This is a genomic window from Pseudomonas sp. ChxA (assembly GCF_030263855.1).
Lineage (GTDB): Bacteria > Pseudomonadota > Gammaproteobacteria > Pseudomonadales > Pseudomonadaceae > Aquipseudomonas > Aquipseudomonas fluorescens_CB.
This window is the reverse complement of sequence record NZ_JARPMK010000001.1, coordinates 160,982-174,992: the sequence shown is the minus strand read 5'-3', so window position 1 is coordinate 174,992 and position 14,011 is coordinate 160,982. Positions and strand designations below refer to the sequence as shown.

Sequence of the window (14,011 nt, the reverse complement as noted above, 5' to 3'; positions counted from 1 at the left end):
TTTTTTATTACCACATTTACAGTGCCTGAATTCATAGAATAAGTGCAACGTTTGAAACGATAGGCAGAGAGTCAGCCACCGGTAGAATCCAGGCTCTCACACCGAAGGATTCAAGCGCAGATGACTACGCATTACCGGCAGCTGACTCAGGGCCAACGTTACCAGATTGAGGCCGGTCTGAGCGCCGGAAAAAGCCAGGCAAGCATCGCGAAACAGGTTGGCGTACATCCCTCGACGATCAGTCGTGAGGTTCGCCGCAACAGCTCCCAGAAGACCTACAAAGCGGTTGCTGCGACCCATGAAAGTGATGCCCGTCGAGCGCAGGCGCGCAAGCACTGCAAGCCATTAACGTGGTTCAGCCATTATCTGCCGCTCTGGCTAAAACACGGTATGAGCCCGGAGCAGATTGCTCAGCGCCTGAAGCAAGAGCAGCCGGAGCGCGCGGTCAGTCACGAGTGGATTTATCGGTTTATCGCCACCGACAAACACGCAGGTGGCGAGTTATACAAGTATTTGCGGCACCGCAGGAAGCTGTACCGAAAACGCTACGGAAGCCACGACCGGCGCGGACAGTTGCGTAATCGCGTATCGATAACCGAGCGCCCTGCTGAGGTCGAAGCCCGCGAGCGTCTAGGTGATTGGGAGGGTGACACGGTGCATGGCGTAGGCGGCAATCTGGTCACGCTGGTTGATCGTAAAAGCGGCTACCTGAGCGCCTATCCGGTCAAGCGCAGGACGCGCCGGCAGGTAACGCGGGCGATCAATCTGTTGCTCAAGGGGCATGCTGTTCACACGCTGACGCTGGATAACGGGAAGGAGTTTGCCGGGCATGAACGCATTGCGCATCGGAGCCAGTGCCAAGTCTTTTTTGCAGAACCCTATTCATCCTGGCAGCGAGGCACTAATGAAAATACCAACGGCCTGCTCCGGCAGTATTTTCCCAAGGGCGGCGACTTCAGCAAGCTGACCGTCGAGGCGGTCAGTCGCGTGGTAACGAAGATCAATTTACGCCCGCGAAAACGCCTGGGCTGGAAGACGCCGTACGAAGTTTATGCAGGGGTGAGCGTTGCACTTATGTGTTGAATTCAGGGTGTCAATCTTCATCTCATGCATTAGTTCAGGTAGATACTGTTTGCAGTTACCGCACGTTTGCCGATCAACATACAAAGTCATCTGAGCGGGGAGATTTCCGCCTGTCTTCTCATAAGCACGCATCAGGGAGTACGCCTCGGCATGGAAGACCACCTGCCCCTCTCCTTGGTTAAATCCCATCTTGTCACGCCATTGCCGTGCCAGATTCTTATCCGCGTCATTAATCAATGCAGATGAGTTTACACCAAAGACTTTTTGTCCATTAACCTCCACAACCGCAACGGTTCCAAAATTATCACCACGCACCGGTATGTAGTCACCCAGTTTATCCATACCCTGTTTGTGATCGCGGAAGACATCAATGACCGCAAACGCGTTGTCATCTGTGAGCGGGTTTTTTATGCGCTCCTTAAGAATGGCCTCTGTAGCACCTTCAGCCGTTCGCGCTGCAGAAGCGGCATCTGCTGTTGCAGCTATTTCCTTCGCCGCAAGACTCCCAAATCCTCCCACGCCTAGCGCCGCACCACCCGCCGTTGCAGCACCGAAAGGAATTTCAGCACCCGCTATTCCAAGCTCTGTACAAAGGGCTGGGTTCAAGGCACATACCGTTAGCAGTTCGGGGCCAAGTAATACGACCCCTGCGCCTACTCCAGTGACTGCCAGCGCGCCGACAACGAGATTACCGCCATTCGCCATGATGCCTTTGCTGTAATTGGAACGGCATACGTCAGCCGGTAACCCATTGCAACTCTTCGCCACGTAGTCGCTATAAAGCTTTTCAGCCAGTAAACGACTACCCAGGTCATTGTTTTCCACCGCAGTACGACCTGACTGCGCACCCGCCACACCACTGCCAAAATCGCCGCCTACCGCCGCGCCAGCAAATCCGGCCGCCAGGGTTGAGAGTGATGAAACGGTTTGTTTTTGCTCCTCCGTCAAATCCGCATGATCGATACCTGGATACAACTGCGCTGCAATCAATTCGCCCGTGGCTGCTCCTGCTGCACCTGCACCCGCCGAGTTACCCTGGGCCTGCGCAACCACGGCTCCGAGCACCGCCTGCGCCATAATTCGGGCGGTATCATTACCCTTAGTCGTCTGCTTGATAAGATTCGCCAGGTACGGTGCAGATGCCCCAGCCAGTGCTGAGCCAATGTCTCCACCCGCCAGACCTTGCAAGGCCGCCGTCACAGCTTGAGCGGCACGCTGGTAGTCGCCGCCGGTGCCGTACTTTTCCATTGCGTCTTTATAAGCACGTGCGTCTTGCACCTGCTCCGGGGTAGGATTTTTGTTACCCTGACGCGCGAGCTCTTTGCGTGCAGCCTTGTCGGCGTTGATCTCACCTTGCGTGCGAACGATGTCCGATGCCTGAGTACCAATATCCGCAATCAACTGCACCTGGCGCAGGCGCTTCTGCTCTTTTTCCTTATCAAAGATCGGGCTGATGCTGCCGTTGGCGTGTTCAACATCGTGGCTCAGCGTTGCAACGTCCTGCTGCTGTTTAGCAGGGTCGCGGATGTCGAGGGTACCGTTGGAAATGGCCGATGAGGTGGTGCCGCTGTCACTGTCGCCATGATTGAACGCGATCAAGCTGCCGGAGGGCAGGTTGCTGATGAAGGCGTTCGCTCCGCTTGCGCCACTGCTCACACTGGCGCTCTGCAACTGGCTTGTGTACTCAGCCTTGTTCTTTAAAACGCTCCATCCCAGCGTGCCGGTGCTCAGGCGGTTTTTGTCCGGCGTGGCTGTGCTGCCGATCACGCTGCCATCGAGTTGCGTGTGGTTGCCTACGTCAATCTGGTAGCCGCCCTTACCGCCGAACAGGCCGGTTTGCTCCTGCACACTCTGGTAGTTGGAGTCGATCTTGCTTTTACTGATGCTCAGGTTTGCACTGCCACCGGTGCCGATGATGGCGAAGCTGACGCCGCCACTCACATCCGTCTGCTTGGACTTGTAGTTATCGGTGTCTTGCAGACTTTGCAGCGTAAGGTCGCGCCCCACAGTAGCGGTAATTTTGTCTGCGCTGACCTGCGCGCCCTTCAGGGCGGTGTCTCGGCCGCTGATCAGGCTGACCTGTTTGCCCGCATCCAGGGTTGTTTCCGTCCAGGTGGTGCCAGTGCCCTTCTCGTTACCGGTGCCTTTGTTGGCATTGGCGAAAATGCTCAGGCCGCCGCCTTCGGAACCCACGCCTAGGCTGATACCTACCGCACCACCACTGCTGCTATTTTTGCCATCAAGTTTTTGGTTATTCGCCGCAGCTTCCAGGCGAATATCGCGCTCCGCCGCCAGCCGCATCTCATTACCGGCCTGAAGCTTGCTGCCTTGAACATGGATATCACCTGCGGCCCCAGGCGTACCGTTACCGTCCGCCACGATGGTGAGGTTGTTGCCGGCCGTCAGGCTGCTGCCCTGGCTGAGTGTCTGCTCCTGGGTCTGTTTGGAATCGGATTTTTGCGAACCCAGGGAGATGCTGATCCCCACAAATTGCGAAGCGTTAGCACCGGTCATGCCGCCATTCTGCTGCGCCGCTTGCCACGCCTGCACGCCCGTCAACCCTGCCTTCACACCTTGCAGCGCCGAGAGACGGCCGTCGTCCTCGTTCTTGGCTTCCTTGGCGGTCTTATAAGCGGAGTCCACCGCACTGCCCACGGTGCCGGACAACGCCAGGGTCAAACCACTGGTTTTGCTTTTGGAGGTCTGCTCGCTGCGGTTGTTGTTCTCGGAAGCCAGGATGCTGACATTTTGCCCAACCAGGCTGATGTCCTTACCAGCAACCACGTCAGAGCCGCGAATGGTCAGGTCTTTGCCAGCCTGAATATCCACGCTGCCCAGCACACTGCCGATGTTGCTGACCCGGGTGGTTTCGGTGCTGCTGGTGAAGGTGTTCTGGTTGCTGCTTGAGCCCAACGTCACGCCGATGCCGCCGCTGCTCATCAAGCCCGATTTTTTGGTCGAGGACGAATGGCTTTGTTCAAAGGTTTCCGTCGCCCCATCAATCACCACATTGCGCCCGGCAATCAGGCTGGTGGCGTTGGTGGAAACCACGTCGCTGGCGGTAGTGCCGATGTCACGGCCAGCACGCACGACCACGGTATCAGCGCTGATGGAAGAGCCCTGCTGGCTGATCTGGTTACTGCTGTCGATGCGCGTTTTCTGGCTGCTGGACAGCAACCCTTTGCTGGTTTTGGTTTTGCGGTAATAGCTGTAGTCGCTGTCTTGCGCGGCGTTCAGCGCCAGGTCATTGCCTGCGTACAGGTAGGCTTCCTTGCCGGCACTCGCACGGCTGGCGCTGACCACGAGGTCGTTGCCGGCACTCAGGGAGAGGTTCTCACCGGCCACCAGGGAGGTGCCCACTTGCTGAACGTGGTCTTCCTGGCTGGTGACCTTCTTGGAATTAAACGCCGAATGCTGTTCATTCGCCGCCGACGCCAGGTTCACATTGCCCTTGGCTACCAGCGCCAGATCACGCGTGGCATTCAACTGGCTGCCGATGGCGCTGATGTCCCGCGCAGCCACCACCTGGAAGTCACGCCCGGCCTCGATCACAGTGCCGTACTGGTTTGCGCTGCTGCTGCGCATGTAGGTGCTGACGGCATTGGCGTTGCGTTGTTCGGCGGTGGCCAGGCTTACATCACGCCCGGCTTGAACGCCCAGGTCGGCGCCGCTTTTGAAGGCGCCGCCGGTGCTGTTGACGTCGCGCCCGGCTTGCAGGGTGAGGGTATTGGCGGCTTCGATGCGGGCGGCGTTGTCGACGAAGTCGGTGCGCTCGGTGCGGTAGCCGCTGCTGCTCTGGTGGCTGGTGACGATGCGTTCGTTGAGCACATCGCCATTCACTGCGCTCACGCTGACGTCGCGCCCGGCAATAATGCCGCCGGCGCGGTTGGTGAGGTTGTTGCCGGCGAGCAGGTCGAGGCGGTTGCCCGCTTGCACGAGGCCGCTGTTGACCATGTTGCGCCCGGCGCTGGCGGCGAGGTTGTTGGTGGCGCGCAGGGTGCCGACGTTGTTGAGGTCGGTGCCGCTGACCAGGTTCAGGTCGCTGCCGGTGATGAGTGCGCCGTTGGGCGCCAGGCGGTTGTTGGCCTGGGCCAGGTAGAGCACGGGCACCAGCACTTGCTGGCCGGCGACGGTGGCGTTTTCCATCCACACGATGTCGTGGGTCAGGGCCGCCACTTGCTCGGCGGTGAGGCTCACGCCTACGGCCAGGTTTAGCGCCTGTTTGGTGCCGATGGCGTTGTCCATCAGGTACTTGAACATCGCTGTGTCGCTGGTCTGGCCATCGATGAAGCGCTGGCCGGTACGGGCGATCACGGCTTGCTGGATCAGGCGCTGTTCATACAGGCCGTCACCCAGGCGCTTTTGTGCCTGGTCCGGGTCGTAGCCCAGTTTGGACAGCATGTAATCGGAGCTTAAAAACTGGCTGAGGTTGGTCAGCAGCGGGTTGGTTTCGATCAGGTATTTCTGTGGGTTGGAGACGAACTGGCTGTCTGGCAGGCCTTGCACGCGGTTGATCACTACGCCGTCGGCCGAGGTGCCGCTGCCGGGCACGACCGGGCCGGTAACCGGCGTGCGGTCGACGCTGCCGCCGCCCAAGGTCCAGCCTTGCGGGCCGGTGCTGGCAGGCGCGCTGGCGCTCTGGCCACTGAGGCGGAACAGCCCGCCCTGGCCGGTTGGCAAGGTGAAGCCGGGCAGGCTCAGCGGGTTGATCTGCTGTTGGGCCAGGTCCGGCGGCAGTTGCTGGTTGAGGGTGACGCGGGTCGAGTAACCGGCTGCGCCACTGGCACCCGTAGCGTCGGTGGTGGTTTTGGCGCCCGCACCGATGTAGCTATAGCCCAGGCGTACCACACTGTTGTCGATACCGGCTTGGGCCTTGACGTCTACTGCGCCGCCCGCCTGAATCACGGCGGCGTAACGTTGGTCATCGCTGGCGATTTTGGTGACTTTGCCGAATTGGGTGCGCTCGCTCTCCATCATGCCGACAAAGCTGGCCACGGTGGCTTCCAGGCCGCCAAGGTCATTGGGGTTGTAGCCGGCGCTTTTGTACCAGTATTTGTTGGTGAGGGCGGCGGCGGCGCTGAACCAGCCGCCAGGGTGTTTGGTGCGCGTGGAGGTGAAGAGACGATAGGTCTCGGTCTCGCCGGTTTCGATGCCGGTGTTGACTAGGTTGTTCAGGCGCGCAGTGAAGTTACCGCCAGCCGCGATCGAGCTGCTGCTGTTGAGCAGGTCGCCGCCGGCCAAGGTCATGTTGCCGCCGGAGGTGATGCTTGAACCGGCACTGGCAGCGGTGACTTCCAGTTTGTCGCGGGTCACCAACTCCCACACGTAGTTACGCGGAGTGCCGCCCGCATGGCAGTCACCGGCGTTAACGTACTCGATGCAGGTGCCTTCGGTGGCCGAGGCGGTGTAGACACCCGCATCGTTGACGTCGAGTACCGCCCGCTGGTTTTTGATCGAGTTGGCGGACAAGCTGAGGTTGCCGTCACTCTGGATCGTGGATGAGCTGTTGAGGATGCTGCTGGCCAGGCCGCCCTTGCCGTCACGGTCGACGCTCAGGTTGCCCAGGCTGTAGACGTCGGCGTAGCTGTTGTTCAGCGCGTCCACACGCAGGCTCATGTCGCCGCCGCTGAAGATCAGGCCGTGGTCATTGAGCAAGGTGCCGGTGGTGGCGACCAGTCGTTGGCCGCTGCCCAGGGTCGCGTAATTGTTGAGTGTGCCGGCGTTGACCACGAGGTCGGTGGCGGCGGTGAGGCGCCCACGGTTGTTGAGTGTGCCGGCGATGGTAGCGGTGGTGACACCGCCGCCGGCAATGCTGGCGGTGTCGCTCAAGTTGGCCTGTGCGGCGCTGAGGTTGAGGTTGCCCAGGCTGCTGATGCGCCCGCTGCTGTTGAGCGCGCCGCTCAAGGTCAGATCGAGCGCACCGTCGCTGGCGATCAGGCCGTGGGTGGTCCAGTTGGCACCATTGCCGACAAAGCGACGGGCGCCGAGCAGTTGGCCGGTGGCGGTCTGGTCAAGGGTGTCGACGTTGACGGTGAGTTGCCCGGCCTGAATCACGCTGCTGTTGGTCCAGTTGCCCTGAGTGATGGTAAGGTCGCCACGGGTGACCAGGCTGCCGCCCACGTCGTTGAGGTTGGCCGGGGCAATGCCGAAATTGCCGGTGCCCACGTGCAGTACGTTGCCGCCCAGGTTCTGGAAGCTGCCGGCGTTGAGGGTCAGGTCGTTGTTGGCGGTTTCCAGCACGCCGTTGCGGTTGTCGAACAGGCTGCCGATGGCAAATTCGGTGGTGCCCGCCGTGCCCAGCGCACGCAGGCGCCCGGTCTGGTTATCGAGGCTGGCCGCGCGCACCTTCAGGGTGCTTTCGCTTTCGATGATGCCCAGGCGGTTATTGAGTGCGCCGCTCAGGTCCAGGTCGATCTGTTGGCCGGCGATCTGGCCGTCGTTGTCGCCGCTGTTATCGAAGTCATGCCCGACCACGCGCATCAGGCCTTTGGCATACAGCCCGCCGTTGCGGTTGTCGAAGTTGCCGGTGGTGACCAGTGCGTTGCCGCCCTGCGCCGCGATGCGACCGCCATAGTTGTCCACGCTGCCGGCTTGCAGGTTGAGGCTTTGCCCCTGCATCACGCCGCCCTGGCGGTTGTTGTTGAGGTCGTAACCGTTGCGCAGCACGCCGACCACTTGGGTTTGCAGCGCGGCCTTGAGGCTGGCGAGGGTGCCGCCACGGTTGTCGAGGCTGCCGGCGTTGACGCTGAGGTCACCGGCCTGGGCGATCAGTTTGCCGCTCTGGTTATCCAGCGTGTCGGCCACGTTGGCGGTCATGCCGCCCTGGCTTTGCACGGTGCCTTTGCCATTGTCCAAGCGGTTGGCGGTGAGCAGCAGGTCGGCGTTCTGGCTGTAGATCAAGCCGTCGTTGCCGTTCTGTACCAGGCCGCTGGCGGTGAGGCTCAAGCGGTCGTTGGCGGCCAGGGTGCCACGGTTGCGGTTGTCCAGGCCGCCGGTCAGCAGGGTCAACAGGCCCTGGCTGGCAATCTGGCCGCCCTGGTTGTTGATCTGCGCCGCGCGGCTGATCAGCAGCGGGCCGCCGCTGGCCAATTTGCCGTTGGTGTTGGTCAGGGTCGCGAGCAGGTCGAGGGTGGTGGCGGTGCCGCCACTGATGCTGCCGGCGCTGTTGTCCAGGTTTTGCGTAGCCAGGCTCAGGGCCGCGCCACTGTCGATCACGCCGCCCTGGGCGTTGTTCAGCAAGCCGCCGACGGTCAGCGTCTGCCCGGCCGCGCTGGAGAGTACGCCTTTGTTGCTGTTATCCAATTCGCCGGCATTAACGGTCAGCGCTTTCTGGCTCACCAATGCGCCGCCTGCGCTGTTGAGCAGGTTGGCGGTCAGCGTGGCGTTAAGGTCGCCGTAACGGCTGGACAAGGTGCCGCTGTTGCGGTTGTCCAGGTTCGCGCCGCTGACGGTGAGGCCCTGCCAGCCGGACATCAGGCCATTCTGGTTGATCAGGTTTTCGGCATTGAGCACCAGCAGGTTATTGCTGATCAGCTTGCCGTTGCTGTTGTTCAACGTGCGGCCGCTAAGGTTCAGGGTTTGCGCGCTGGAGAGTTCGCCACCCTGGTTGCTGAGGTCGCGCAGGTGGTTGATGGTGAGGTTGCCGGCGGTGGTGATCAGGCCACCGGTGTTGTTCAGGTCGCCGGTGGCGGTGCCGAACTCCAGGGCAATCGCGCTGCCCAGCAGCGAGCCGTTCTGGTTGTCCAGCGCGGCGCTGTTGAGTGTCAGCGTATTGCTGGCGTTGAGCAGGCCTTGGTCGCGGTTGGTCAGTCGGCCAGCCACGTTGAGCAGCGTGTCGCCACGGCTGGTGAGGGTGCCGCCGCTGTTGTCGAGGTCGGTGGCGTGGGCCTCAACCGAGGCGGCAGCGATCATGCCTTTGACGTTGGCCAGGGCCTGGCCGATGCGCAGGGTCAGCGCGGCGTTGCTCAGCAGTTTGCCGCTGCTATTGTCGAGGTTGTCGGCGGTGAGTGTGAACGCCTGGCTACTGGAGATTTCGCCGCCCTGGTTATGCACGTTCTTGAGGTTGTTGAGCATCAACAGCGGCGCGTTGATCAGGCCGTTCTGGTTGTTGAACTCGCCCCGGTTGAGGTCCAGGGTCAGGGCCTCTGCGCTGGTAATCTGGCCGCCTTGCTGGTTGTTCAGGTCGGCGGTGCCGAGGGACAGGGCCTGGCGCGCGCTCAAGGTGCCGTTCTGGCTGTTGTCGACGCTGGCGGCATTGAGAATCAGACCACCGTCGGTGACCAGGCGCCCGCCTCGGTTATCCACCGCGTCGAGTGCGCTGAGCGTCAGCGGGCCGGCGCTGGAGAGCGTACCGCCGCCGTTGGCCAGCGTGCGCGCCGAGATGCTCAGCAGCCCTTCGCTGCTGATCAAACCCTGGTTGCGGTTGAGCAGTTGGTCGACATTCAAACCTGCGCCGCCACCGGCAATCAGCAACCCGCCGTCGCTGTTATCCAATTGCGTGGCAGTCACCACAACGCCCGAACGGCTGGACAGCTCGCCGTTGCGGTTGTCGATATTGACGACATTGACCTGCACACCACCCACGCCTGCGACCAAGCCTTTTTGGCGGTTGTCGAGGCTATTACCGGCCACGCTCACCGTGCCTTGGCTGGTGACCAACCCGGCTTGGTTGTTGAGGCTGCCGACGTTGAGGCTGAGCGCATTGCCCGCCGTGATGAGGCCTGCGACGTTATCGAGGGTCGCGACCGTGAGCGTTGCGGTGTCGAGGCTTGAGAGTTCACCGCCCTGGTTATGCACCTCACCGACGACGGCGGTCAGCGGCCCGTTGCTGGTGACCAACCCACCTTGGGTGTTCTGCAGGCGATCGGCCGTGATGGCCAGGCCGCCGTTGCTGAGAATGCGGCCTTTGTTCTGGTTGTCGACTGTGGCAGCGGTAATTTGGGTGTGTTGTTTGGCACCCAGTGTGCCGCCCTGGTTGTTCAACGCTTGGGCATCCACGCTCAACGCGCGGCTGGCAATCACACTGGCACCGGTGTTGGTGACGGCCTTGCCGCGCAGGCTCACGTCGCCCGTGGCGTTGCGGGTGTTGTCGGCGTTGACGCCGGCTTCGATGATGTCGCCGTTGGTCAGCGTGCCGCCGCTGGACAGCGCAATGCGGTCACGGGCGGCCAGGCTCTGGCGGTTAGTGAGGTCGCCCTGGGTGTTCACGTTAAGGGCGGTACCGGCATACACCGGCCCTTTGGCGTCCAGGCTTGCGGCGTTGATGTTGACCGCGCCGCTGGCGGCGGTTTGCGCCATGCTCAAATGCCCATTGGCATCGAGTTGGATATCACCACCACTGGCCGCCAGCGTGCCGTCGAGTTTCACACCCACACCGGCTTCGGTGCCCACCAGTTTGATTGCGCCGGCGTACATGCCGCCCAAGGCGCTGGAGTCGATGGCCAGCTCGGGCTTGGTGCTGCCGTCGTCGGCACGGGCGGTGGCTTTCAGGCTTTTGGCGTCGACGTCGTTGCGCCCGGCGATAACGGCCAGTTCGCGAGCGTTGATTTGCGCGTTGATCTTGGCCGTGCGGGTAATGATTTCGAAGCGGTCGACATTGCTGGCGTTCAGGCCTTCGCCATCAATGGTCACGGCGCCGCCGTCCACCTGGTAGTGGTCCAGGCGACCGACGTTGTCCATCATCGGCTTGCCGGTGGTCAGGGTCACGTTGGGCGTGTTGATAAACCCGCAACCGCTGCACGTGATGCCGTAAGGGTTGGCGACGATAACCTTGGCTGACTGCCCAGCCACTTCGGTGTAACCGCGCAGCTGGCTCGGGCTGCCGCCGTTGACTTCGTTGAGAATGACGTTCGCCGCGCCGCCCTTGAGGTTGGGGTTGCCGACGATGTAACCGCCCAATTGGGTGTTCTGCAGCGCGCCGGTGGCGTTGTTGAGGATTACGCCGTTGGGGCCGACGTTGTAGTCCTTGAACTGGTTATGGGACAAACCACTGCCATTGGGTGTGGCGATGTTCACCACCGGCACGCCATTACCCGCCTGGCCGACGCTGGTGGCCGGGTTGCTCACCACAATGCCTTCGGCCTGGGCCAGCAACGGTTGCCAGAACAGCGCGTTGGCCAGGATCAGTACCAGGCCGCGCTTGGGCAGGCCGAAGAACGCGTCTCGCGGCTTCAGCGCAGCAGAAGGTTGGCGGGCCAGAAAGGCAAAGTGGCGAACATCCATGGTCAAATTCTCGTTGCAGCGGGGCGTTGAATTACAGGAAGAAATCCATTCGGAAGTAGATCGGCGCTTCACGCTCCGTCACCACTCCAGGTCTTTCTAACGAGTGGGCAAACGTCACGCTGGTGCTGACGTATTTGCCACGGGCGAACAGTTCCACGGAGTTGCTTGAAACGCGGCCGTGGTTGTCGCCGTTGTAACGGTCGTTGCGGATCACGCCCTGGTCGTAACCGAGGCTGGTGCCGTATTCGGCGAAGGCCGGGCGCAGCCATTCCAGGGTGACCGGGCGCGCCCAGCGCACTTCGTTGCGCCAGTAGCCGCCGCTGTCGCCAGACAGTTGCTGGTCCTTGAAACCGCGCACCGACGACGACCCGCCGAGGCTGATGCGCTGCGGCGAGAACAGCACGTCTTCACTGCGTTGGCCGGTGGCCAGGCTGGTGAAGCTGAACGACTCGCCCCACAGGAGAAACGGCTGTAAATAGCTGACCGTGGCAGTGTATTTACGGTAATCCGGGGTGGGCGTGAGGTTGCCGAACTGGTCGCGGTGCTGGTCGTCGCGCTGGGCGTCAAAGGCGCCGATGCCGTTCTGTACGCCGAGGTCGATGTTGACGAAGGCATTGCCGATGCGTCGGCCGTGGTTGATGCCAAACTGCAACTCACTGAGGCGGTTGCTGCTGATTTCGAGCTGGGCGTCGTTGATGTAGTTGTTGGTGCGCAGATGAGCCAGGCCGACGTTGAGCGAGGTTTTGCTGACGTCATCGCGGTGAATAACGCGCTCTGCGCGCAACTGGTGGTTCTGGTTGTCGCCCGACTGCTTGAACTTGAAGGTGTCGGTGTAACCCAGCGCGCGGTAATCACTCTCGCTATAGGTGTAAGTGAAGTTCCACCAGCCCCACGGCACGTTGTAGTAGAGCAGGGTGTTTTTCGAGGTTTTCTGGTGGTCGCTGATGGCATCGTGGCCACCGCGCAGCACCAGTTGGTCGGCCAGGCCCAGCGGGCTGTCCCACTCCAGGCCCGCGCCCCATTGCTGCTCGCCGGTGCTGCGTTGCCCGTCATTGTTGCGCGACAGGCTGGCGCGCCAGGGCTTTTGCGGGGTGTTCTTGACCACCACGTCGCTGCCGCCCACTTGCTTGCCGGGGGTCAGTTCCATTTGCGCCTGTTTGGACGGCAACCGGTTGAGCTGGTCCACCAGTTGCTCGACCTCGCGCAGGTTCAGCGCCTCACCGACCTTGCCGGGAAACGCCATGGCCAGTTCACGCTCGGTGACGTTGCTGCCTTCGGCGCTGCGCACCGCTTCGAGTTTGCCTTCGACCACCAACACCTGCAGATGGCCGCTGGAGAGGTCTTGTTGCGGCAAGTAGGCGCGGCTGGTGACGCGGCCTTTGGCGATGTAATAGTCGGTGATGACCTTGAGCAACTCATTGAGCTGCGAGACGCCCAGGCATTGGCCCATATAGGGTTTGAGCAGCAGCGTGCGGTCGCCGGCAGGCAGGCTGTCGGCGCCTTTGAGTTCGATGTCTTTGATCGGGAAGCAACGGGTGTCGGCAGGCGTAGCCGGTGCCTGGGGCTTGGCTTCTTTGCCGGGCAGGTCCTGAAGCTCCTGCAGGCGCCGGCTTTGCTCTTCGAGCAGGCGGTTTTGCCGATCGCGGATCAGGTCTTGATCCCCAGGCGTAGGGGCGGCAGTGGCCGTATTCAGGCTCAAGCAGGCGAGCATGAAAGTGCACAACAAGTACCGAGTCCGTGGCGATAAAAAAGACATGTTCGATCCATCGAAAATCAAGGGGCGGCAAACTACCATCGAACTAGCGCTGGCCCAAGAAACCGGGACAGTTGCACATTCGTACTTATTACATCCGCAACGCATTGATTATTAAAAACAAAAAATTATCAAAAAGAGATAGCGGCGGTGGTTAAAACTTTTATTCCGACCAGCGGCAACTTTTTTGATAGTCATTCGGCAAACGTTTGAGCAAATGCCATTATTTAGCCATCAACTACTTGCCGAGTTAGGTTAGTGCAGGAGAATGACGAAAAGTTCGCGGCTGTTTTGTGAGTTGGATCCCATTTATCGGATTATTGCCTCAGGATCGTTCCCACGCTCTGCGTGGGAATGCCGCCTCGGACGCTCCGCGTCCCGGTGACATTAGCCCTAGGGTGACGCGGAGCGTCACAGGATGCATTCCCACGCGGAGCGTGGGAACGATCTTTTTGGTGTCTTTCGGATTTTCTAGCCGGCGTCTTTGCCTTTTTCCGCGCCGGGCACCAGGGTCAGGCCGGGGCGCTCCACGTCGCGGGACACGTGCGACTTCACATCCTCCACGCCGCCGTCTTCGTCGTTGTGGATCACCAGCACACCCGGCTTGCGAAACTGCTCCAAGTGGCCGTCGCCCAAATTGAAACTCTCACTCAGGTGTTTGTCGCTCAGCGCATTGGCCTCGGCGCGGCGCTGGGCGAATTTGCGCCCACGGCGTTGTTGATAACGCGCCCAACTGATCAGGATGACCGCGTTGAACAAGGCGATCCACAGGTAGATTTGCAAGGTATTGAGCGCGGCGAAAATCGGCGCCTCAATACGCGGGCCGCCATGGGTTTCCAGCATGGCGCTGATGCCACGCGCGAGCAGCCAGATCAGCCCGCCCCACGCCAGCAGCGTCAGCAGCACGTCGATGATCCACATCACGGTGTTTTGGCGAGTTCTGACCAGCTTCAT

The 14,011-nt window shown here is 61.2% G+C and carries 5 protein-coding genes; 2 read left to right on the top strand and 3 right to left on the bottom strand.

Annotated elements, in window-relative coordinates; all coding sequences use genetic code 11:
* Nucleotides 1–120: 120 nt before the first annotated feature.
* Nucleotides 121–1,083 carry an IS30-like element ISPsme1 family transposase gene (locus P5706_RS00660; protein ID WP_017846754.1) on the top strand — a complete coding sequence of 321 codons (963 nt, stop codon included), beginning with the start codon at nt 121–123 and terminating at the stop codon, nt 1,081–1,083.
* On the opposite strand, the gene P5706_RS00655 is transcribed toward P5706_RS00660, so the two are convergent.
* A complete protein-coding gene (locus P5706_RS00655) occupies nt 1,006–11,304 on the bottom strand; it encodes a two-partner secretion domain-containing protein (RefSeq protein WP_285678314.1) in 10,299 nt (3,432 codons plus the stop codon). The two genes, P5706_RS00660 and P5706_RS00655, sit on opposite strands and share 78 nt — an antisense overlap.
* Nucleotides 11,305–11,335: 31 nt before the next feature.
* A complete protein-coding gene (locus tag P5706_RS00650) occupies nt 11,336–13,060 on the bottom strand; it encodes a ShlB/FhaC/HecB family hemolysin secretion/activation protein (RefSeq protein WP_285678313.1) in 1,725 nt (574 codons plus the stop codon).
* Between P5706_RS00650 and P5706_RS00645 the strand changes: the two genes are divergently transcribed.
* The gene (locus P5706_RS00645; RefSeq protein ID WP_285682831.1) at nt 13,014–13,175 is read left to right on the top strand and encodes a hypothetical protein; all 162 of its coding nucleotides are present in this window, start codon (nt 13,014–13,016) and stop codon (nt 13,173–13,175) included. The two genes, P5706_RS00650 and P5706_RS00645, sit on opposite strands and share 47 nt — an antisense overlap.
* 353 nt (nt 13,176–13,528) lie before the next feature.
* On the opposite strand, the gene pgaD is transcribed toward P5706_RS00645, so the two are convergent.
* Nucleotides 13,529–14,011 (bottom strand): poly-beta-1,6-N-acetyl-D-glucosamine biosynthesis protein PgaD, encoded by a 483-nt coding sequence (pgaD, locus tag P5706_RS00640; protein WP_285678312.1) that lies wholly within the window; start codon nt 14,009–14,011, stop codon nt 13,529–13,531.

What these genes read in the sequence shown, in the direction of transcription:
- P5706_RS00660 (WP_017846754.1), top strand. Translation starts at nt 121, where the DNA reads ATGACTACGCATTACCGGCAGCTGACTCAGGGCCAACGTTACCAGATT.
- P5706_RS00655 (WP_285678314.1), bottom strand. Translation starts at nt 11,304, where the DNA reads ATGGATGTTCGCCACTTTGCCTTTCTGGCCCGCCAACCTTCTGCTGCG.
- P5706_RS00645 (WP_285682831.1), top strand. Translation starts at nt 13,014, where the DNA reads ATGAAAGTGCACAACAAGTACCGAGTCCGTGGCGATAAAAAAGACATG.
- P5706_RS00650 (WP_285678313.1), bottom strand. Translation starts at nt 13,060, where the DNA reads ATGTCTTTTTTATCGCCACGGACTCGGTACTTGTTGTGCACTTTCATG.
- pgaD (WP_285678312.1), bottom strand. Translation starts at nt 14,011, where the DNA reads ATGAAGCTGGTCAGAACTCGCCAAAACACCGTGATGTGGATCATCGAC.